Below are 20,484 nucleotides of genomic sequence, written 5' to 3' on the forward strand. Positions count from 1 at the left end.
GATGCCGGCGAGTTGGGTGATGAAATCAATGCGGGTGCGGCAGCCGTTTCGGTAGGCCAGCGACCCGGCGCCGAGGTCGGTGTCGGCGCGGGCACCGATGTCGGTGGTGGCTCGGAGTCTGGCCCCATCCACCCTGCGCCCCAGCCCCTCTAGAGCGCTCATCACCGCGATGGCCTCGGAATCGTCGAGGTGACCAAACCGCACCCCGTCCAACGCGGAGGCCAGAATCGCACCGGCCTGAGCTATCGCCGCGACCCGGGAGGACACCGGATCCGGGGTGGAGCCGGCGGCGGCGGGCGGGGCGGTGAGGGTCATGGCGGCGGTGCCTCCTTCACCCACAATTATAGCCCCAAAAGCACATAAAAACGATAGAATCTCAGTAATTTGCTGATATCAATTTAGATTGAATTCTGCTTTGTAAAGTGCTGCGTGTCGGTGATGAGAACTGGGTGATGAGAACCGGGTGATGAGAACCGGGTGATGAGAACCGTTTGTCGCACGTGCTCATATCTCAACTTCACTTGGTCTAACACCGCTCCACCCTTCCCGCGACCCTGAACCGCCGCTCGAACCAGGATGTCCTGAACCGCCGCTCGCACCAGGATGTCCTGAACGCAGCAAATCGTCGTGTCGCCGCTGGCAACCGTGAAGGAGAACATCCGCCGAGTCGTGCACGGGCAGCCGAAGTCTCGAGGTATGACGTCACCACTTCGCGGATCGCTGCACCACGTTGAACTGCGGGTGACAGACCTCCACACGGCGCTTCCAGCCTGGCAATGGCTCCTGGCCGAGTTCGGTTATGACGAGTTGCAATCCTGGGCTGACGGCACGAGCTGGAAACTTGGCGCCACCTGTATAGTGCTGGAGCGCAGCGCGCATCCGCTCAGACACGATCGACGCCAGGCCGGCCTCAGCCATCTGGCTTTTCACGCCCGGGATCGTCGCCGGGGAATCGTGAGTACACACCGTGGGAGAGCGGATGTCGGCGCGCGCGTAAGGTAGACGGGTGCCTACACGTCTCTCCAACTACTTTCTCCGCACTCTCCGCGAGGACCCCTCCGACGCCGAGGTGACCAGCCACCGTCTGCTCGTGCGGGCCGGCTACATCCGTCGCCAGGCGCCGGGCATTTTCGCCTGGCTGCCGCTCGGCCTGCGGGTGAAGGCCAAAGTGGAGCGCATCATCCGTGAAGAGATGCACGCTGCCGGCGCGCACGAGGTGCACTTTCCGGCCCTGCTGCCGCGCGAACCCTACGAATTGACCGGCCGCTGGGACGAATACGGCGAGGGACTGTTTCGCCTGAAAGATCGTAAGGGCTCCGACATGCTGCTCGCACCGACCCATGAAGAGGTCTTCGCGCTGCTCGTCAAAGACCTCTACAGCAGCTACAAAGACCTTCCGCTGTCGATCTACCAGATTCAGGACAAGTACCGCGATGAGGCCCGCTCGCGCGGCGGACTGTTGCGCGGACGCGAGTTCACCATGAAGGATGCCTACTCCTTCGACTACACCGACGCCGGCCTCGACGTGAGCTACCAGTTGCAGCGCGACGCCTACGAGCGCATCTTCACCCGCTTCGACCTCGACTACGAGATCGTGCAAGCTGATGCCGGCGCGATGGGTGGCTCCAAGAGCGAAGAATTTCTGCACCCCACCCCCGTCGGCGAAGATACTTTTGTGCGCAGTGCCGGCGGCTACGCGGCCAACATTGAGGCGTTCCGCACCCTCGTTCCGGCTGACAAAGATTTCAGCGCACTGCCCGCCGCGCAGGTCTTCGACACCCCGAACACCCCGACCATTCAGACGCTGGTCGACAAGGCCAACTCCGAGCACCCTCGTCCCGATGGCCGCGAGTGGACGGCAGCCGACACGCTCAAGAACGTCGTGCTCGCGGTCACGAGCCCGGGCGGAACGCGTGAGCTCATCGCGATCGGTGTTCCCGGCGACCGGGAGGTTGACCTCAAGCGCGTCGAGGTTGTCTTCGCTCCCGCCGAGGTCGAGGCCGCCAATGAGGGCGACTTCGCCACGAACCCCGGTTTGGTCAAGGGCTACATCGGCCCGTGGAGCGAGAACGGCGCGGTGCTCGGCGCGGGCTCGACCACCGGCATCCGTTTTCTGGTCGACCCGCGTGTGGTCGCCGGCACCGAGTGGATCACCGGCGCCAGCGAAGACAACCGCCACGTGTTCGGCCTCGTCGCCGGCCGTGACTTCGGGGTCGACGATGTGGTCGAGGCCTCCGACGTGCGCGCCGGCGACCCGGCCCCCGACGGCTCCGGCCCGGTCGAACTCATTCGCGGTATGGAGATCGGGCATGTGTTCCAGCTCGGCCGTAAGTACGCCGAGGTGCTCGGCCTCAAAGTGCTCGACGAGAACGGCAAGCTGGTCACGGTCACGATGGGCTCCTACGGCATTGGCGTCACCCGCATCCTCGCGGTCATCGCCGAGCTGAACAACGACGCAAAGGGACTCATCTGGCCCGAATCGGTCACCCCGTTCGACGTGCACGTGATCGCCACCGGCCGTGACGAGATCGTCTTCGACACCGCAGAGGCCGTCGTCGCCGCGATCGAGGCCACCGGCCGCGATGTGCTCTACGATGACCGCCGTAAGGTCTCGCCCGGCGTCAAGTTCGGCGACGCCGAACTCATCGGCGTACCGCGGATCGTCATCGTGGGCCGCGGCGCCGCCGACGGCATCGTCGAACTGTGGAACCGCCGCACCGGCGAGCGCGAGCAGATCGACGTCGCCGACGTTGCCAAGCACTTCGTCTAACCCGATATTTCGAGAGCGGATGCTGCCGACTGGCTGAGCCGGCAGCATCCGTTCTGTGAAGACCCCGCCCATCTTTTCGCGCACAGGCGAGTGGGTGACGGGGCGCCGCAGATTCGGGTACCGTAGTATTCAGCCCGCTGCGCGGTTTCGCGGCGGCAAGATCTGAATAGAGGAGGCCGGCCATGGACATCGACCTCAGTGTTTTGCGGCTACTGGAGCGCGAAAAAGAGATTCCCTTCGAGGAACTCGTGCAAATCATCGAACAGGCGATTCTGACCGCCTATGTCAAGCACATCCAGCAGGACGTCACGAAGCTTGAAGCTTCGAAGATTGCTGACGCCAAGCACGACATCCAGGATGTCCCCGAAGCGCGCGTCGTTCTCGACCGCAAATCCGGGCACGTGGACATTTACATTCCCGAGCACGACGAAGAGGGCAATGTCATCGGCGAAGCCCTCGACAACCCGACCGACTTCGGTCGTATCGCGGCGTTCGCCGCCAAGCAGGTCATTAACCAGCGTCTGCGCGACCTGGCCGACGACGCGGTGCTCGGTCAGTTCAAGGGTCGCGAGGGTGACATCATCGCCGGAATCATTCAGCAGGGTCCCAACCCGCGCATGATTCACGTCGACCTCGGCACCATCGAAGCGATCATGCCCCCCGAGGAGCAGGTTCCCACCGAAAGCTACGTGCACGGCGCGCGCATTCGCGTGTTCGTCACGGCTGTCGGACGTGGACTCAAGGGCCCGCAGATCACCGTGTCGCGCACCCACCCGTCGCTCGTGCGCAAGCTGTTCGCACTCGAGGTGCCCGAGATCGCCAGCGGTGTCGTCGAGATCGTGTCGCTCGCCCGTGAAGCCGGCCACCGCACCAAGATCGCCGTGCGCGCGACCGAACCCGGCGTCAATGCCAAGGGTGCCTGCATCGGCGAACTCGGACAGCGCGTGCGCGCCGTGACCGTTGAACTCAACAATGAGAAGATCGATATCGTCGACTTCTCGCCCGACCTCGCGACCTTCGTCGCAAGCGCCCTGTCGCCGGCCAAGGTGACCAGCGCCTACGTGATCGATCAGTCGATCAAGGCGGTGCGTGCCCTCGTACCCGACTATCAGCTCTCGCTCGCGATCGGTAAAGAGGGCCAGAATGCCCGCCTCGCAGCCAAGTTGACCGGTGCGAAAATCGACATTCAGCCCGACAGTATTCTGGAGGATGCCGAATAGGGGGTACGATGAAGTCCGTAAGAACGTGTATTGGCTGCCGTTCGCGCGCCCCTCGATCCTCACTTTTGCGGATCGTTGCTGGGAAATCAGAAATTGTGGTGGATGAAACCGCCACAATCCCCGGTAGAGGTGCGTGGCTGCATGCCCGCGACTCGTGCTTTCAGGATGCCGTAAGGCGACGCGCTTTCGGGCGTGCCTTTCGCGTGACCAGGTCACTGGACGCGAAACAACTAGAGAACAGGCTGAATTGGCTTATGGATAACTAATGAGCGGCTCGAAATGAGACCCGTCCGTTACTAACGGTCTGCCCCTTTCCGGGTGCAGACCCGGAACAGGAGAATTGTGGCTGCGAAACCACGCGTACACGAGATCGCTACCGAGCTCGGAGTCGACAGCAAGGTAGCCCTTGCTAAATTGAAAGAAATGGGCGAGTTCGTCAAAGGACCGTCCAGTAGCGTTGAACCGCCCGTAGCCCGTCGCCTACGCGCCGCTCTTGAGACGGAAAGTGCCGCCGCGAAGGCTGCAACGCCCGCGCCCACCGCTGGTGCTGCCGTCACGGCACCGCCCGCACGTCCGAGCCACGGCGCCAAACCGGGCGCTCGCCCCAGCCCGAAGCCCGTCGCTGCACCGGTCGCCACCGTTGTTGCCGAGTCTGCACCGACCTCGGCAGTGGATGCCGCGCCGCTTCCGGTCGCACCGCTCACCGTCGCCGAGCGCCAGACCCAGGCCGCCGAGAAGGCTGCCGCTGCACAGAAGGCTGCTGCTGCCGACCGGGCTGCCGCAGCTGATGTCGCCGACAAGCCCAGCACCGACACCCCAGAAGCGAAGACTACGGCAGGATCGGCTACGCCGGTCAAGCCGGGGATGCCTCGCCCGGGAGCAGCACGACCGGGCAACAACCCGTTCGCCAGCAACCAGGGCTTGGGCCAGCGACCCGCCCAGCCGCCGCGTCCGGGCAACAACCCGTTCGCGAGCGCGCAGGGCATGGGCCAGCGTCCCGCAACACCCACACCGAGCAACATTCCGCGCCCTCCGGCGCCTCGTCCCGGCGCTCCGCGCCCCGGCGGACCCGGCCAGGCTGCACGCCCAACCGGTTTCGGTCAGCGTCCCGGCGCCTTCCAGCGCCCCGGCGGCGCCCCGGGTGGAGCCGGTGGAGCACGCCCCGGATTCACGCGTCCGGGCGCTCCGGCCGGAGCCCCCGGCTTCGGCCCGCCCCGCCCCGCCGGTGGTGGCGGTGGAGCCGGTCGCGGTCGCGGCCCGGGCGGTGGCACCGCTGGTGCCTTTGGTCGCGGTGGCGGCAAGAACAAGGCGCGCAAGTCGAAGCGCACGAAGAGAGCAGAGTTCGAGCTGCGCGAGGCCCCGTCGTTGGGTGGAGTATCCGTACCCCGCGGCGACGGTGGAACCGTTGTTCGTCTCCGTCGGGGGGCATCCATCACCGACTTCGCCGACAAGATTGACGCGAGCCCCGGAAACCTCGTTACCGTACTGTTTCACCTCGGTGAAATGGCCACGGCAACGGAGTCCCTCGACGAGGCCACGTTCGACGTGCTCGGCAGCGAGCTCGGCTACAAGATTCAGATGGTCTCTCCCGATGACGAAGACCGTGAGCTGCTGCTCGCGTTCGACATCGACATTGACCAGGAACTCGAAGACGAAACCGATGAAGACCTCGAGATTCGTCCTCCCGTCGTCACCGTTATGGGCCACGTCGACCACGGTAAGACCGCGCTTCTTGACGCGATCCGTAACGCCAAGGTCGCCGAGGGTGAGGCCGGTGGAATCACGCAGCACATCGGTGCGTACCAGATCATCACCGAGCACGAGGGTATCGATCGCGCGCTGACATTCATCGACACACCGGGTCACGAGGCGTTCACCGCCATGCGTGCTCGTGGTGCGCAGGTCACCGACATCGCCATTCTTGTGGTAGCTGCCGATGACGGCATCATGCCGCAGACGATTGAGGCGCTCAACCACGCCCAGGCCGCCAACGTGCCGATCGTGGTCGCAGTCAACAAGATTGACAAGCCCGGGGCCAACCCGCAGAAGGTGCGCCAGCAGCTCACCGAATTCGGCCTCGTCGCCGAAGAGTACGGCGGAGACGTCATGTTCGTCGACGTGTCGGCCAAGAACAGGACCGGCATCAAGGAAATCCTTGACGCCGTGCTCCTGGTCGCTGACGCCGGACTCGACATGCGTTCCAACCCGAACAAGGATGCCCGTGGTGTCGCCATCGAGGCACGCCTCGACAAGGGCCGCGGCGCGGTGGCAACCGTTCTCATCCAGTCCGGAACGCTGCATGTTGGAGACTCCATCGTCGCCGGAACGGCCTACGGCCGCGTTCGTGCGATGGCCGATGAAAACGGTGTTGCCGTTCTCGCCGCCACGCCGTCCCGCGCGGTTCAGGTCCAGGGTCTGTCGAGCGTTCCCCGCGCCGGCGACACCTTCCTCGTCATCGAGGAAGACCGCACCGCACGTCAGATCGCCGAGAAGCGTGAAGCTGCCGAGCGCAACGCCCTGCTGGCCAAGGCCCGCAAGCGCATCAGCCTCGAAGACTTCACCCGTGCACTCGAAGAGGGCAAGGTCGAGTCGCTCAACCTCATCATCAAGGGTGACGTTTCCGGTGCCGTTGAGGCCCTGGAAGAGTCGCTGCTCAAGATCGAGGTCGACGATTCGGTTCAGCTGCGCATCATCCACCGCGGTGTCGGTGCGGTCACGGAGAGCGACGTCAACCTCGCCACCGTCGACAACGCCATCATCATCGGGTTCAACGTTCGTCCCGACACGAAGGCCCGTGAGCGTGCAGCTCGCGAAGGCGTCGACGTGCGGTTCTACTCCGTTATCTACTCCGCCCTCGAGGACATCGAGAATTCCCTCACGGGAATGCTCAAGCCCGAGTACGAAGAGATCCAGAGTGGTATCGCCGAAATTCGCGAGGTCTTCAGTTCGTCGAAGTTCGGAAACGTCGCCGGTGTCATCGTGCGCTCCGGTACCATCACCCGAAATGCCAAGGCTCGCGTTATTCGCGAGGGCATCGTGGTGGGGGACAACCTGGGCATTGAGTCGCTGCGTCGCTTCAAGGACGATGTCACCGAGGTCCGCACGGACTTCGAGTGTGGTATCGGACTGGGCAAGTTCAACGACATCCGGATTGGCGATGAGATTGAAACCATCGAAATGAAGGAGAAGCCGCGCGTCTAACGACTCGCAGGTTTCGGGGTAGTGGGTCTTCGCCAAGCGGGGGCCCACTACCTCATTACCGCCGCACGGGCAGGTAGGCACAATACGAGCGCGAGAGCGTTCTCGATAAGGAGTAAGTCATGGCAGATCCGGAACGCGCGAGAAAGATGGCGGACCGTATTAAGGTCATCATCGCCAAGCGACTGGAACGCGGCCTGCGCGACCCGCGGCTCGGGTTCGTGACCATCACCGATGTGAAGGTGACCGGCGATCTGCAGCACGCATCCGTTTTCTACACGGTCTATGGTTCGATCGAGGAGCGCACCGACAGCGCGGCCGCGCTCAAGGCCGCGACCGGGCTCATGCGCAGCGAGGTCGGCAAGAACATCACCGCACGGCTCACCCCGTCGATTGAGTTCATCGCCGACGGAATCCCCGAGAACGCCGCGCTCATTGATGATCTGCTGCGCGAAGCGCACGATCGCGACAGCGCAACCAACGACAGTAAGGGTGCAGCCACCTACGCCGGCGACGCCGACCCCTACAAGAAACCGCGCGACTACGATCTCGAAGACGACGATTCAGAAGAGTCCGATGGCTCCGATGAGTCCGACGAATCCGACGAGTCCGGCGAATCCAGCACCAAAAACTAACAGCGGTAGCAGTACCTCGCACCGGGCCCGGGCCCGGTGCACTTTGAGGCGCGATTTGCGACTCGGGGTCAGCTGGTGGGGGCCCGCTGGTATCGTACGAAACGGAACGGCAGGCCGGCGCTGGAGCGCAGCCATCCGGTTGTCGAGCCCGTCTCGACGTTGTTCCAACCGGTAGTGATCGTGGGAGCGAAGGTGTCACCGGTAATCACCGCGTCGATCTCCGTCACCTCAAGAATGTCGGCGTAGGGCAACGCGAGCCGATAGATTTCGGCGCCGCCGATCACCCAGACTGGCCCCTCGGTTTGCGAGAGAGCATCTTCCAGGCTGTGCGCAACGGATGCCCCCTCCGCGGCCCAGTCCCGCTGCCGTGTGACCACGACGTTCTGCCGGCCGGGCAGCGGGCGATAGCGCTCCGGAAGTGAATCCCAGGTGCGCCGGCCCATGATGACGGCGCCGCCGTGGGTGACGGAACGAAAATGGGCGAGATCTTCGGGCAGGTGCCAGGGCATGAGCCCGTTGGCACCAATGACGCCGCCCAGGGTCTGGGCCCAGATCAGGCCGATCATCAGACGGCAACCCGGCCGCGGATGGCGGGATGGTGCTGATAGTTCTCCAGCACGAGGTCGTCGTAGTCGTAGTCGAACAGGCTGGTGCGGCCCGGCTTGATGCGCAGGGTGGGGGAGGTGAACGGGGTGCGCGAGAGCTGCTCGGTGACCTGCTCGACGTGATTGTCGTAGATGTGGCAGTCCCCGCCGGTCCAGACGAACTCGCCGAGTTCGAGGCCGGCCTGCTCGGCGACGAGCTGGGTGAGCAGTGCGTAGCTGGCGATATTGAACGGCACGCCGAGAAAGAGGTCGGCGCTGCGTTGATAGAGCTGGCAGGAGAGCTTGCCGTCGGCGACGTAGAACTGAAACAAGGCGTGGCAGGGTGCGAGCGCCATGTTCGGCAGATCGGCCACGTTCCAGGCGGAGACGATCATGCGACGGGAGTCCGGATCGGTGCGCAGGGTGTCGAGCACCTGGCTGATCTGGTCGATGGTGTCGCCACCGGGGGTGGGCCATGAACGCCACTGCACCCCGTAGACGGGGCCGAGCTCGCCGTTCTCGTCGGCCCACTCGTTCCAGATGCGTACGCCCTTCTCTTGGAGCCAGGTCACGTTGGAGTCGCCGCGCAGAAACCAGAGGAGCTCGTAGGCGATCGACGCGAAGTGCACCCGTTTGGTGGTGACGAGCGGAAAACCGGCGGCCAGATCGAAACGCAGCTGGCGGCCGAACACGCTTCGAGTGCCGGTTCCGGTGCGGTCGGCCTTCCTGGTGCCGTTTTCGAGGGTGTCGCGTAGCAACGCCGAGTACTGGCTATCAGCATCGGGTATGGGGGCGAAAGAAGCAGCCGGAGAAGTTGTTGACGTCACCGGTCAATCGTACTCGGCGAAGCCAGCTCGTCCGGCAGGATGTACCCATCGGGCGCCGGTCTGGCCAGTCCATCGGCGATGAGGCTGGCCAGCGCGCGCTGCAGCTGCGCCGCATCCGGCCAGAGCGTGGCGAGCTCGGCATCCGTTACCGAGCGGTGGGTGGAGCGCAGCTCGGCCAAGATCAGGCCGCGCACCTGCCGGTCGCTGCCCGCGAACTTCTTCTGCACGGTCTTGCGCGTTCCGGTGTATTCGGGGTAGCCGGCGGCCCGCCAGGCGCACACATTCCGAATCGGGCATACATCGCAGTGCGGGGTGCGGCTGGTGCAGACGACCGCACCGAGTTCCATGATCGCGGCGTTGAACAGTGCAGCCTCGTGCACGCTCTCCGGCAGCAGCAGGCCCATCGCGTGCAGGTCCCGGCCGCGACTGGGAGGAGACGGTTCACCCGCGCCGGCGATGGCGCGGGCGATCACCCGACGTGTGTTCGTGTCGACGACCGGATGCCGATGGCCGTACGCAAACGCGGCCACCGCCCGCGCGGTGTAGTCACCGATCCCGGTCAATGCCAGCAGATCGTCGATGTCGGAGGGCACGATGCCGCCGTGTAGATCGGTGATCTGTACCGCTGCGGAGTGCAACCACAGCGCGCGTCGCGGGTACCCGAGGCTGGACCAGGCCCGCACCGCCTCGCTCGGCGGCACCGCGGCGAGGTCGGCGGGGGTGGGCCAGCGCGCCAGCCACTCCTCCAACCGGGGAATGACCCGGTTCACCGGTGTCTGCTGCAGCATGAACTCGCTCACCAAAATGCCCCACGCCCCAAAACCGTCGCGGCGCCACGGCAGGTCGCGCGCATTGGCGACGAACCAGGCGTTGAGTGTGGCGGTGACGGTGGTCGCTTGCCTGCGCGCGGCGTGATTGGAGGGTGTGGCGTTCATCTGTTCTAACCTAAGCTCGATTCATGAAGCTGGTCTCCACTTTGCGCATCAACTTTCTGCGCACCCTCGCCGCCGAGATCCTGCACAATTACGGCCGCGGTCGCACGATCGTTGCCATCGATGGAACGGATGCCGCTGGTCGCGCAGCCTTCGCCGACGACCTGGCCGCGGTGTTCCGCGAAGACGAACGGCACGTGTTCCGGGCGAGCCTGCGTTACTTTCAGCGCTCACGCGCCGAACGGCAGCGGCTCGCGCCGGAGCTGCCCGATTCCCGCAGCGCCGATTCAAGAAGCGCCGATTCAAACAGCGCCGATTCAAAGAGCGCCGATTCAAGCGACCATCCGTACCGGGTCGGCTACGACGACTCGGCCCTGCGCCGGGTGCTCGTCGAGCCGTTTCGCATGGGCGGCAGCACCGGATTCGTCACCGAAGAATTTGATCCTGACCGGGACGCCTGGATTCAACCGACCTGGCAGACCGCTCCCGCTGATGCCATTCTGATCATCGACGGCGACTACATCAACCGTCCCGAACTGCACGGACTCTGGCTGTACAGCGTGTTGTTGGAGGGCGCACCCGGAACCGAATCCGATCCGCGCTACCTCGCCGAGGTACACCCACGCGACATCGTGTCGGCCGTTGTCGACACGACGAACCAACAGGCCCCGCGCCGCGTGCTGACCGACCGCTGCTGACCGACCGCTGCTGAGCGAGCGAGCAAGCTGCTGCGCATCCGCTTGGCCGCGCCTGCCGGGCTACCGAAACCGGGCGCAAACCTCGGCCGGTGCGAGAAAAGCACCACTGCGTTCGACCTCGTGCACGAGCTCGGTCAGCAGCGCGTTCACGGGCGCGACCACGCCGGCTGCTGCTGCAGCACGCACGACCGCCCCGTTCAGAAAATCGATCTCGGTGCGCTGGCCACGATGCAGGCTCTGCAGGGTCGAACCCTGGTTCAACACCGTACCCATGCGCGAGCGCATCGACAGTGGCAGCACTTGGCCCGCCCAGATCGGCGCCAGCGCAAAAACACGCAGTCGCCGGTGGGAGAGGCCCTGCAGCGAGCCAAACAGCACCCCCCTGCCGAGGCCGACCCGCACGGTTTCGCGCATACTCCGGGTCATCAACAGGCGCAGGCCCGCCTGCCCGATCACCTCCTGCACGCTGCGCCCGGTGATAGCAGGCAGGGCATTGAGCATGTTGACGACGAGTTTGGTCCACTGGGCGCCGACGAAGTTTTCGAGGGCCAGAGTGGGCGCGGCGGCGCCCAGCACCGCCTGCCAGCGCAGCGTCCCCGCATCGACCGGGCCGATGCCGCGGCCGAGATAGCTGGGCGCCGTCGTCGTCACTCGTACCCGACCGGGCCCCTCATAGTGGGCCGCAATGATCGTGATCAGCCCAAAACACTCGGACTGCGGCAGCAGCCGCTGCGCGGTCGTGACCCCGTCGAGCCCGTTCTGCACGACGATCACCGGGGTGCCATCAAGCACGGCGGCGTTCTCGGCGATCGCGGCGGCAGCATCCTGCGCCTTCGTGCAGATCAGCGCGAGATCGCACGGTTCAATCAGCCGTTCAACGGCCAGCGGCCGCGCGAAGCGGTCACCGTAGCCACCCGTCAAGCGAATACCGTCGGCCAGCACCGTGGGCAGGGCTGCCCCGCGCATCGTCACGACCAGATCGTGCCCCTGCGCAGCGAGCAGGCACGCAAACGTACTGCCCAGGGCGCCCGCACCGATCACCGCGATTCTCACGGCTCACATACTACGGGGCCGCCGTGGGTCCACAGCCCGCACCCGATTCGGACCGCGGCCCCAGTCGCACGCTGGTACCCTCAGGGAGTGACCAGCGGCCTTCTACTCATTGACAAGGCGCAGGGCTGGACCAGTCACGACGCTGTCGCCCGAACCCGGCGTCTGGCCGGAACCCGCAAGGTGGGCCATGCCGGCACCCTCGACCCGATGGCGACGGGGCTGCTCGTGCTCGGCATCAACAGCTCGACCCGGCTGCTCACCTACATCGTCGGCCTCGACAAGGAATACCTCGCGACCATTCGCCTCGGCCAGTCGACCACAACGGATGACGCGGAGGGCGACGAACTCACCCGTGCCACGCCCGAGCAGGTTGCCGCCATCACCCCCGCCGCCGTCACCACCGGGATCGCCGACCTCACCGGCGACATCAGCCAGCAGCCGAGCGCGGTCAGCGCCATCAAGGTCGACGGCAAACGCGCGTACGCCCGGGTGCGCGCCGGTGAAGATGTGCAGTTGCCGTCCCGCCCGGTGACTGTGAGCGAATTCGAACTGCGCTCGAGCACGCACCGTGACGGTTTTCTCGACCTCGATGTGCGCGTGGAGTGCGCCTCCGGCACCTATATTCGGGCCCTGGCCCGAGATCTCGGGTTCTCCCTCGGCGTCGGCGGGCACCTCACCGCACTGCGCCGCACCCGCATCGGCCCGTTCCGCCTCGAGAACGCCGCCACGCTGGAAGAACTCGATGTCGCCGCGCACCTTATTTCACCAGCGGATGCCGCCACCCGGCTGCTCCCACGCCTCGACCTGTCGACAGAGCAGGCGATCGACCTCGGCCATGGCAAACGCATCACCGTGCTGAGCGCCGTGCAGGCGGGTGCCACCGGACCGGTCGCTGCCATTGCACCCAACGGCCGCCTGGTCGGCCTGGTCGAATACCGCGGCGACCAGGCCAGGTCGCTGCTGAACTTTCCGCCAGACGAACCCGAACCGAGCGAATCGACGCCCGCCTCATGATCGACTGGTTCACCTGGCTGCAACTGGCCATCGCCGTGCCCGGCGGACTGCTCAGCGTCTTCCTCGGACTCTTCGGGCGTAAACCCACCGACCTCACGATGGGGGTGACCGCGCTTGTTGAACTGCTGTTGATCGTGCAGCTCGCGGCCGCGATCGCGGCGCCGCTGGCCGGTAACGACGCCACGGGCAGCCTGCTCGAGTTCTACACCTACCTGGTCAGCGCCATTCTGCTGCCGGTCGCGGCTGGATTCTGGGCCCTCGTCGAACGCAGCCGCTGGAGTACAGTCATTCTCGGCGTGACCTGCCTGTCGGTCGCGGTCATGCTGTATCGAATGAACCAGATCTGGAACGTGCAGGGCAGCTGACCCGGTTCCGGGTGCGGTGCGGATGCTGCGATAATTACCGAGCAATGATGATGGCCGAGCTCTAATGAATGCCGAGTGATGACAGATTCCCAGACCCAAGTGCACGCCCCTTCCAGTCGGGTGAGCGGCATCGGCCGACTCCTTATCGCCGTTTACGGTGTGCTGGCCCTCGCGGCCACGGGGCGTTCGTTCGTGCAGATCGTGCGGGCATTCGATGAGGCTCCGCTGGCGTACTCCCTCTCCGCTCTCGCCGCCGTGGTCTACATCGTCGCGACGGCCGCACTGATCAAGCGCAGCGCACGCTGGTATCGCATCGCCTGGGTCACCATCAGCTTCGAACTGCTGGGTGTGCTCGTTGTCGGAACACTGAGCCTCGTCGACCCTGCCCTGTTTCAGCACGCCACCGTGTGGTCGATCTACGGCGTTGGATACATCTTCATACCGCTCGTGCTGCCGTTGCTCGGCATGTGGTGGCTCGCGCGCCACCCGGTGTTGTCCGCCGCATCCCGCACGGCGGCCGGTACGGGCCGCGCATGAACACCCTCTACGGGGTCGACTCGGTACCGAGCGGATGGCCCGCCTCCGCCGTCAGTATCGGCAAGTTCGATGGCGTGCATGCCGGGCATCGGGCGGTCATCACCGAGCTCCAGGCCATTGCCGCGCGAGAGCAGCTCGCGGCCGTCGTCGTCACGTTCGACCGGCATCCGCTTGCCCTGCTCTCGCCGGCCACCTGCCCGGGCACGCTGGTCAGCGCCGAGCAAAAGCTCAAGCTCATCGCCGAGACCGGGGTCGACGCCACCCTGCTGCTCGAATTCAACCACACCCTGTCGAGCCTGCCGCCGCGGGAATTCATCGAGCGCATCTTGGTCACCGCCCTGCATGCCCGCTTCGTGCTGGTCGGTCGCGATTTTCGGTTCGGGGCTGGGGGCGGGGGGGATGTTGCCCTGCTTCGTGATCTCGGCGTCGAGTTCGGCTACGAGGTGCGCATAATCGACGACGTGAAGCCGAACGGCGAACGCCGCGTGTCCTCAACCTGGATTCGCGAGCTTCTGGGAACGGGCGACGTGACCGCGGCGGGAGAACTGCTCGCACACCTGCCGACAGTGCGCGGCCTCGTCGTTCACGGTGCCGCTCGCGGTCGCGAGCTGGGCTTTCCCACTGCCAACCTGTCAGCCGACTCCGAGGGCCTGATTCCCGCCGACGGCGTATATGCGGGCTGGCTGACGGATGCCGGATCTCGCTACCCGGCGGCGATTTCGGTGGGTAACAACCCCACCTTCGACGGCGTCGCCCAGAAGCAGGTGGAAGCGTACGTGCTTGACGAGGTCGACCTGGACCTCTACGACCACGTCGTCGACGTATCGTTCGTGGAACGCATTCGCGGCATGGTCGCCTACTCGGGTATCGACCCGCTGATCGAGCAGATTCGCGATGACGTCGAACGGGTCCGCGCGATCCTGGGTAGTCAGTCGGCACAGTCTTAAACATCTGGTGCTGTTTGCCCATCATGACAGCTACGGTGGTCAGATGCCGCGGCTGGTCCGCACGCTTCTGATTGTGGGAGCCGGCCATGTACTTTGCCGTGACCCCTCGGATCACTGTCTTGGTCTGCGACGCGTTCAACGCGCTCCGGGCCAAGCTCGTGCCCGAAGAGCGCATCCACCGAGTTGATCACTTTCTTTGGCGCTCAACCGTCTTCAACCTGCCTGGGTTGCGCCTTGCCAATCGCATTTTCGAACCGCTGTGAAACAACAATCACATCGAAGGGGTCGATATCGTCTACGACGAGCAGCTCGGCCTGGGTTCGTGCGTGATCCAGAGGAAGAACTATTCTCACTGGGCGACAGTGGGACTGGCGTCTGGTTATGACCAGAATCGAGTCGAGGTGTCCTCGGAACAGATCGGCCAGTCGTGAAGGATGCCGACATTGCCAACGACGGGACGACGTGCAGTCCGGTCGCCAACGACGAGGTGACCGGTCCGGACGGTTTCGTCGATGGCGGTCAGAGCGCCGCAGAGTCACCCGCGGGAACCATCGTTCATTCCACGCCCCGGCGCGGCGCCAGGGTCACTTCGGGATCAACGATCACCACGCAGAATGCTTATTGTATAGCCACAAAGAAGGGGTGCACTCTCCAGCATGTCGGCCCGGGGCAGAGACGCGCACAGGTACGCTGGGATCTGGTTGATTGTCCTGGGGGTTCCATGCCACAACAAGCACGAGCGATAGAAACGCGCGCGGCGATAATTCGCGGCGCTGCGGCGGCCTTTGAACAACGCGGGTATGGGAGTACGTCCCTCGCGCAGGTCAGTGCCGCCGCCGGTGTCACCAAGGGCGCGCTGTACTTTCACTTCGATTCCAAGGAAGCCCTCGCGGTCGCCATTATCGATGCCCAGCACGAGCAATCGGTTGGTGCCGGTCGTCAGCTGCTCGAAAACAATGTGCCCGGGCTGCGTGCCCTCGTCTCGATGTCGTATGAACTGGCTCGCCAGCTGCGCGATGACCTCATCGTCAGTGCCGGGGTGCGCCTGACCATCGAAGCCGTCAACTTCGCAACACCGGTGTCCGCGCCCTATCTGGACTGGATGGTCACCTGCGAGGAATTCCTGCGCCGGGGAATAGCCGACGGCGATGTGGATCCAGCGGTCGACGTGAGCGGTGCGGCACGCTTTTTCACGGCCGCCTTCACGGGAGTACAGGTGGTCTCCGACGTGCTGACCAGACGCGGCGACATCGACCAGCGGCTGACCGAGATGTGGGCGCTGCTGCTCCCCGGCCTCGTCACACCCGGGCGCTGGGACGACCTGAAAAATTTGGCCACCGACGTGCAGCGGGAACGGGTCACGGCTCGGTCCTAGACTGACCGAGTGAATACCGCCGTCTCCCGCCGACTGTGGGCGGGACGAGGCCTCGCGCTTCTGGGAATCATCCTGGTCGCGGCAAACCTGCGCAACGCGGTCGCCGCCCTGTCACCGATCGTGACCGAGATCAACGTCGACATTCCACTCGGCGCAGTGTCCCTCGGGGTGCTCGGCATGCTCCCGCCGGTGTGCTTCGCCGTCTCGGGCATCTTCACCCCCATGATCACGCGCCGCCATGGTCTCGAACAGCCACTCATACTCGCCCTCGTCGCAATCCTGGTCGGTCACGTCACCCGCGGCCTGTCGGGGTCGATCACCATGCTCATCATCGGCAGTGTCATCGCCTTCGCCGGGCTCGGCATCGGCAACGTGTTGCTACCGCCGCTGGTCAAGAAGTACTTCCCCGACCGCGTCGGGCTCGTGACGAGCCTCTACGTCACCGTCGTGTCGCTGAGCACGCTGGTACCACCACTGATCGCGGTTCCGGTAGCGGACGCCGCCGGCTGGCGCGTGTCGCTCGGCATGTGGATGCTGCTCGCCCTGCTCGCTCTCGTACCGTGGATCACCCTGCTCATGCGGCACCGCGCCGTGCGAACACCGAGCCCGGAGGTCGAGGAGGCCGACGCCACGATTCTGGGTCGCCTGTGGACGTCGTCGATTGCCTGGGCGATCACCGGCGTGTTCGCGGCCTCGTCGCTCAACGCCTACGCCATGTTCGCTTGGCTTCCGCGGTTGCTCGTCGACACCGCCGGGGTTACCCCCGCCCAGGCCGGAACGCTCCTGGCTGTCTACGCCGGCATGGGTATTCCCTGTGCACTCACTATTCCGGTGCTCACCGCCCGCATGACCAACGTCGGGCCGCTCGTCTACATCGGTGTGTTCGCGTTCGTGGCCGGCGACCTGGGCTTGCTGTTCGCGCCAGACACCCTGACCTGGCTCTGGGTCAGCCTCGCGGGCCTTGGTCCACTGTTCTTTCCGCTCGCGCTCGTGCTCATCAACCTGCGCACCCGCACCCACGCGGGCGCTGTTGCGCTCAGCAGCTTCGTGCAGAGCATCGGCTATACCCTCGGAGCGCTCGGGCCGCTGGTCTTCGGCTTGGTACATGATCTCACTGGCGGGTGGACCTGGCCGCTCCTCTTTCTGATGGTCATTGCACTGGCCATCGTCATCGCCGGCGCGGTGATCGGGCGTCCGCACATGCTGGAGGACGACCTGGCTCGCTCCCGCTGACTGTCGGTCAGGGCACGAGCTCGGCGCGGTGAATCAGCGCGGCGGCGCCGATCAGCGGGCCGTCGCCCGATAGCGCCGATGGCACCACGCGCACCCGGGTGGCGTAGGCGAACTGCACGCGGTGGGCAATGGTGGCGCGAGCAAAATCAAGCAGATCAGGGGTGACGTTGGAGAATCCGCCGCCGATGGCGACCAGATCGAGGTCGAGCAGGGTCGCCGCGGAGGCGATCGCCTGGCCGAGCGCACGGCCGCTGCGCGCCACGGCCGCCACCGCGATCGGATCCGCGGCCGCATAGGCTGCCGCGAGGTCTTCGCCCGACTCGCCCGTGAATCCCCGTGTACGCGCCCAGGCGACGGTCTTCGGTCCCGAAGCGACCGCTTCAATACAGCCCACCCCGCCGCAGACGCACGGAACGTCAAAACCGCCGACCTCGATGTGCCCGATGTGGCCAGCATTGCCGGTTGGCCCCGACGCAGTGACGCCGCCGAGAATCAGGCCGCCACCAATGCCGGTCGACACGATCATGCCCATCAGATTATCGACGCCCTGCCCGGCCCCCACCCAATGCTCGGCGAGGGTGATACACAGCCCGTCCATGCGCAGGCGCACCGGCAGGTCGGGCACGAGCGCGGCGACCAGATCTTTCAGGGGATACTCGCGCCAGACCGGCAGATTCAGCGGTGATACCGCCCCCTCCTGCAGGTGAATCGGCCCGGCACAGCCGATCCCGACCCCGATCAGGGCCGCGCCGGCGGGCAGACCCGCGCGGGTCTGGGCGACGACCCTGCGGACAGCGGATGCGAGTTGCTCGCTCGAAGCGCTCGCCCCGGTTACCGCTCGGTGCCGGCTGGCCCCGAGCACGACTCCCCGTTCGTCGACGAGGGCGGCCTCAACCTTGGTGCCCCCGACATCAACGGCGAGAACGAAACGGGGCCAGGCAGTGCTGCTCATGAATTGATCGTACTGGTGCACGATTGCACGCCTACCCAATCAGGCTGATCTGCTCATATGAGCAATGATACCCACGGCTGTTGATTCGGATGGTTGGTCGACGTAGGCTGGACCCGAACGATTGGACCGGCCCACCTACATGAGCGACAACGACGAACTCCTGTCCATCCGCGCTGCCGAGCTGTACTACGAAGAAAATCAGACCCAGGACGAGATCGGTGTGATTCTGCGCCTGACCCGCTGGAAGGTCGGCCGCTTGCTTGCGAGCGCCAAGGCCAACGGCTTCATTCGCATCGAGATCGTGCACCCGCGCGCGCGCCGCCTGCCGATCGAACGCCGACTGCGGGAATCGACCGGCCTCACCGACGCGATCGTGGTCTCCTCCGCCGGTGTGTCCAGTGACTCCGAACTGCAGTCGCGCACCGCACAGGCCGCCGCCGACTACCTCACGAGCCTCCGCCCGATTCCGCGCACACTCGGCATCAGCTGGGGTCGCACCCTGCACGACGTCTCCCTGCATCTGAAACAGGGCTGGGCACCGGGGGTGAACGTGGTGCAGATCAACGGCGGCGTCAGCCTGAACCAGCGCACCGGCACCGCGGCATCCACTGCCGTGACCATCGCTCACAAGGCCGACGGTTCGGCCACACTGCTGCCGAGCCCCGCCATCTTCGAACGCCTGGAAACCAAGCAGGCGATGGAAGCCGACCGCACCGTTGCCGGGGTGCTCGCCTTGGCCCGCAACGCGCAGGCCTACGTCTTTAGCGCCGGCCAGGCGGATGCGAATTCCGCCCTCGTCGACAGCGGCTACCTGAGTGTCGCCCAGATCAACGACCTCGTCGCCCGTGGCGCCGTCGGCGACGTCGTCGGCCGCTACATCGACCAGAACGGCCGGATCGTCGATCCGGAACTCAACGAGCGCACCGTCGGCATTCAGATCGACCAGTTGCGCCGCGCCCCACTCACGATCGCCGTGATCTCCGGACCCTCCAAACACGCCATTGCTCGCGCCGTCGTGCGCAACGGGTTATGCACCGTGCTGGTGACCGACGAGGACACCGCGAACGCCCTGCTTCACGACTGAACCCTCCAGTGACTAACAGCGTCAACGCTCAAAAGGACACCCCATGACCAGTAGCCCCTTGGCCACCTACCAGCCCGATCAGCGCGCCCTCGCGCTGATCGGCGGGGAGGCCACCGACGCCAACCTGCGCCGGTACCTGCATGGCATCCCCGGAATCGACGCCGTCGGCCTCGAAGCCCGCGCCGCCGACCTCGGCACTCGTTCGATCAAGACGAGCTCCAAACGCTGGGCCATCGACACCATCATCGGCCTGATCGACCTCACCACCCTCGAGGGAGCTGACACGCCCGGCAAGGTGCGCTCCCTCGTCGCCAAGGCGCTCGTGCCCGACCCGGGCGACCCCGGCTGCCCTCGCGTCGCAGCGGTCTGCGTCTACGGCGACATGGTCGGCGCTGCCGTGACGGCGCTCGGCTCCCTGCACGCCGCCGGCGCCACCGAGGGCGTCAACGTTGCTGCCGTCGCGACCGCCTTTCCGAGCGGCCGTGCCGCACTCGCGATCAAGCTCGCCGACGTGCGCGACGCGGTCACGGCCGGCGCCGACGAGATCGACATGGTCATCGACCGTGGAGCGTTTCTGGCCGGCCGGTTCGGCCAGGTCTACGACGAAATCGTCGCCGTGAAAGAGGCCTGCCGCCGCGCCGACGGTTCGCTCGCCCACCTCAAGGTGATTCTCGAGACCGGCGAACTGAACACCTACGACAACGTGCGACGAGCCTCCTGGCTTGCCATTCTGGCCGGCGGCGACTTCATCAAGACCTCCACCGGCAAGGTCGCGCCCGCCGCGACGCTTCCGGTGACGCTGTCCATGCTTGAGGTCGTGCGCGACTGGCACCGGCTCACCGGCGTGCGTATCGGCGTGAAGCCAGCCGGCGGCATTCGCACCTCCAAGGACGCGATCAAGTATCTCGTCACGGTTGCCGAAACGGTGGGGGAGGAGTGGCTCACACCGCACCTGTTCCGCTTCGGCGCCTCCAGCTTGCTGAACGACGTGTTGCTGCAGCGCCAAAAGATGACGACCGGGCACTACTCCGGCCCCGACTACGTGACGATTGACTAGGGA

General features: G+C 65.4%; 22 protein-coding genes. 16 read left to right on the forward strand and 6 right to left on the reverse strand.

Annotation, left to right across the window (positions count from 1 at the left end):
- Positions 1-315, reverse strand: a 315-nt coding sequence (locus LH475_RS13785; protein ID WP_297414628.1) for a hypothetical protein, incomplete at its 3' end; no start/stop codon positions are given.
- 381 nt (positions 316-696) lie between these two features.
- Between LH475_RS13785 and LH475_RS13790 the strand changes: the two genes are divergently transcribed.
- The 6 genes from LH475_RS13790 (at position 697) to rbfA (ending at position 7,823) form a co-directional block, all read left to right on the forward strand.
- Positions 697-1,002: a hypothetical protein gene (locus LH475_RS13790; RefSeq protein ID WP_297414630.1), complete on the forward strand. Its 306-nt coding sequence runs from the start codon at positions 697-699 to the stop codon at positions 1,000-1,002.
- A 4-nt stretch (positions 1,003-1,006) separates the two neighbouring features.
- A complete protein-coding gene (locus LH475_RS13795) occupies positions 1,007-2,770 on the forward strand; it encodes a proline--tRNA ligase (protein WP_196844859.1) in 1,764 nt (587 codons plus the stop codon).
- A 182-nt stretch (positions 2,771-2,952) separates the two neighbouring features.
- Positions 2,953-3,990 (forward strand): transcription termination factor NusA, encoded by a 1,038-nt coding sequence (nusA, locus tag LH475_RS13800; protein ID WP_196844860.1) that lies wholly within the window; start codon positions 2,953-2,955, stop codon positions 3,988-3,990.
- 8 nt (positions 3,991-3,998) lie between these two features.
- Positions 3,999-4,256 carry a YlxR family protein gene (locus LH475_RS13805; protein WP_196844861.1) on the forward strand — a complete coding sequence of 86 codons (258 nt, stop codon included), beginning with the start codon at positions 3,999-4,001 and terminating at the stop codon, positions 4,254-4,256.
- 76 nt (positions 4,257-4,332) lie between these two features.
- Entirely contained in the window at positions 4,333-7,191 is a 2,859-nt protein-coding gene (infB, locus tag LH475_RS13810) for a translation initiation factor IF-2 (protein ID WP_297414633.1), read from the forward strand.
- 119 nt (positions 7,192-7,310) lie between these two features.
- Positions 7,311-7,823, forward strand: a complete 513-nt coding sequence (gene rbfA, locus LH475_RS13815; RefSeq protein WP_196844863.1) for a 30S ribosome-binding factor RbfA — start codon at positions 7,311-7,313, stop codon at positions 7,821-7,823.
- Positions 7,824-7,891: 68 nt separating this feature from the next.
- On the opposite strand, the gene LH475_RS13820 is transcribed toward rbfA, so the two are convergent.
- The 3 genes from LH475_RS13820 to LH475_RS13830 are packed head-to-tail and all read right to left on the reverse strand — an operon-like array spanning position 7,892 to position 10,169.
- The gene (locus LH475_RS13820; RefSeq protein ID WP_196844864.1) at positions 7,892-8,389 is read right to left on the reverse strand and encodes a dihydrofolate reductase; all 498 of its coding nucleotides are present in this window, start codon (positions 8,387-8,389) and stop codon (positions 7,892-7,894) included.
- On the reverse strand, positions 8,389-9,195 hold the full coding sequence (locus tag LH475_RS13825; RefSeq protein ID WP_196844931.1) for a thymidylate synthase: 807 nt from the start codon (positions 9,193-9,195) through the stop codon (positions 8,389-8,391). Before LH475_RS13825 ends, LH475_RS13820 begins: the two co-directional genes overlap by 1 nt.
- A 35-nt stretch (positions 9,196-9,230) precedes the next feature.
- Positions 9,231-10,169, reverse strand: a complete 939-nt coding sequence (locus tag LH475_RS13830) for an A/G-specific adenine glycosylase (protein ID WP_196844865.1) — start codon at positions 10,167-10,169, stop codon at positions 9,231-9,233.
- A gap of 23 nt (positions 10,170-10,192) precedes the next feature.
- Between LH475_RS13830 and LH475_RS13835 the strand changes: the two genes are divergently transcribed.
- Positions 10,193-10,864: a hypothetical protein gene (locus tag LH475_RS13835; protein WP_196844866.1), complete on the forward strand. Its 672-nt coding sequence runs from the start codon at positions 10,193-10,195 to the stop codon at positions 10,862-10,864.
- Positions 10,865-10,924: 60 nt separating this feature from the next.
- On the opposite strand, the gene LH475_RS13840 is transcribed toward LH475_RS13835, so the two are convergent.
- On the reverse strand, positions 10,925-11,917 hold the full coding sequence (locus LH475_RS13840; RefSeq protein ID WP_196844867.1) for a 2-dehydropantoate 2-reductase: 993 nt from the start codon (positions 11,915-11,917) through the stop codon (positions 10,925-10,927).
- A gap of 87 nt (positions 11,918-12,004) precedes the next feature.
- On the opposite strand from LH475_RS13840, the gene truB reads away from it, so the two are divergent.
- The 7 genes from truB (at position 12,005) to LH475_RS13875 (ending at position 17,388) form a co-directional block, all read left to right on the forward strand.
- Positions 12,005-12,931, forward strand: a complete 927-nt coding sequence (gene truB / locus LH475_RS13845) for a tRNA pseudouridine(55) synthase TruB (protein ID WP_297414638.1) — start codon at positions 12,005-12,007, stop codon at positions 12,929-12,931.
- Positions 12,928-13,296, forward strand: a complete 369-nt coding sequence (locus LH475_RS13850) for a hypothetical protein (RefSeq protein ID WP_196844869.1) — start codon at positions 12,928-12,930, stop codon at positions 13,294-13,296. The genes truB and LH475_RS13850 overlap by 4 nt, the downstream gene beginning before the upstream one ends.
- Before the next feature lie 78 nt (positions 13,297-13,374).
- Positions 13,375-13,833 carry a hypothetical protein gene (locus LH475_RS13855; RefSeq protein WP_196844870.1) on the forward strand — a complete coding sequence of 153 codons (459 nt, stop codon included), beginning with the start codon at positions 13,375-13,377 and terminating at the stop codon, positions 13,831-13,833.
- Positions 13,830-14,780 carry a bifunctional riboflavin kinase/FAD synthetase gene (locus LH475_RS13860; protein ID WP_196844871.1) on the forward strand — a complete coding sequence of 317 codons (951 nt, stop codon included), beginning with the start codon at positions 13,830-13,832 and terminating at the stop codon, positions 14,778-14,780. Before LH475_RS13855 ends, LH475_RS13860 begins: the two co-directional genes overlap by 4 nt.
- 86 nt (positions 14,781-14,866) lie before the next feature.
- Positions 14,867-15,043, forward strand: a complete 177-nt coding sequence (locus LH475_RS13865) for a hypothetical protein (protein ID WP_196844942.1) — start codon at positions 14,867-14,869, stop codon at positions 15,041-15,043.
- A 458-nt stretch (positions 15,044-15,501) separates the two neighbouring features.
- The gene (locus LH475_RS13870) at positions 15,502-16,155 is read left to right on the forward strand and encodes a ScbR family autoregulator-binding transcription factor (protein WP_196844872.1); all 654 of its coding nucleotides are present in this window, start codon (positions 15,502-15,504) and stop codon (positions 16,153-16,155) included.
- A gap of 9 nt (positions 16,156-16,164) precedes the next feature.
- On the forward strand, positions 16,165-17,388 hold the full coding sequence (locus LH475_RS13875) for an MFS transporter (protein ID WP_196844873.1): 1,224 nt from the start codon (positions 16,165-16,167) through the stop codon (positions 17,386-17,388).
- Positions 17,389-17,395: 7 nt separating this feature from the next.
- On the opposite strand, the gene LH475_RS13880 is transcribed toward LH475_RS13875, so the two are convergent.
- Positions 17,396-18,340, reverse strand: coding sequence for an ROK family protein (locus LH475_RS13880; RefSeq protein WP_196844874.1), 945 nt, complete (start codon positions 18,338-18,340; stop codon positions 17,396-17,398).
- A 139-nt stretch (positions 18,341-18,479) separates the two neighbouring features.
- On the opposite strand from LH475_RS13880, the gene LH475_RS13885 reads away from it, so the two are divergent.
- A complete protein-coding gene (locus LH475_RS13885; protein WP_196844875.1) occupies positions 18,480-19,424 on the forward strand; it encodes a sugar-binding domain-containing protein in 945 nt (314 codons plus the stop codon).
- 43 nt (positions 19,425-19,467) lie between these two features.
- Entirely contained in the window at positions 19,468-20,481 is a 1,014-nt protein-coding gene (deoC, locus tag LH475_RS13890) for a deoxyribose-phosphate aldolase (RefSeq protein ID WP_196844876.1), read from the forward strand.
- Positions 20,482-20,484 lie beyond the last annotated feature (3 nt).

The organism is Cryobacterium sp., from assembly GCF_026786305.1.
In the GTDB taxonomy this organism is placed as follows: Bacteria; Actinomycetota; Actinomycetes; order Actinomycetales; family Microbacteriaceae; genus Cryobacterium.

Excerpts from the sequence above, each read along its gene's own strand:
- LH475_RS13790 (WP_297414630.1), top strand. The coding sequence starts at position 697 with ATGACGTCACCACTTCGCGGATCGCTGCACCACGTTGAACTGCGGGTG.
- nusA (WP_196844860.1), top strand. The coding sequence starts at position 2,953 with ATGGACATCGACCTCAGTGTTTTGCGGCTACTGGAGCGCGAAAAAGAG.
- LH475_RS13805 (WP_196844861.1), top strand. The coding sequence starts at position 3,999 with ATGAAGTCCGTAAGAACGTGTATTGGCTGCCGTTCGCGCGCCCCTCGA.
- rbfA (WP_196844863.1), top strand. The coding sequence starts at position 7,311 with ATGGCAGATCCGGAACGCGCGAGAAAGATGGCGGACCGTATTAAGGTC.
- LH475_RS13820 (WP_196844864.1), bottom strand. The coding sequence starts at position 8,389 with ATGATCGGCCTGATCTGGGCCCAGACCCTGGGCGGCGTCATTGGTGCC.
- LH475_RS13830 (WP_196844865.1), bottom strand. The coding sequence starts at position 10,169 with ATGAACGCCACACCCTCCAATCACGCCGCGCGCAGGCAAGCGACCACC.
- LH475_RS13835 (WP_196844866.1), top strand. The coding sequence starts at position 10,193 with ATGAAGCTGGTCTCCACTTTGCGCATCAACTTTCTGCGCACCCTCGCC.
- LH475_RS13850 (WP_196844869.1), top strand. The coding sequence starts at position 12,928 with ATGATCGACTGGTTCACCTGGCTGCAACTGGCCATCGCCGTGCCCGGC.
- LH475_RS13855 (WP_196844870.1), top strand. The coding sequence starts at position 13,375 with ATGACAGATTCCCAGACCCAAGTGCACGCCCCTTCCAGTCGGGTGAGC.
- LH475_RS13860 (WP_196844871.1), top strand. The coding sequence starts at position 13,830 with ATGAACACCCTCTACGGGGTCGACTCGGTACCGAGCGGATGGCCCGCC.
- LH475_RS13865 (WP_196844942.1), top strand. The coding sequence starts at position 14,867 with ATGTACTTTGCCGTGACCCCTCGGATCACTGTCTTGGTCTGCGACGCG.
- LH475_RS13870 (WP_196844872.1), top strand. The coding sequence starts at position 15,502 with ATGCCACAACAAGCACGAGCGATAGAAACGCGCGCGGCGATAATTCGC.
- LH475_RS13880 (WP_196844874.1), bottom strand. The coding sequence starts at position 18,340 with ATGAGCAGCACTGCCTGGCCCCGTTTCGTTCTCGCCGTTGATGTCGGG.
- LH475_RS13885 (WP_196844875.1), top strand. The coding sequence starts at position 18,480 with ATGAGCGACAACGACGAACTCCTGTCCATCCGCGCTGCCGAGCTGTAC.
- deoC (WP_196844876.1), top strand. The coding sequence starts at position 19,468 with ATGACCAGTAGCCCCTTGGCCACCTACCAGCCCGATCAGCGCGCCCTC.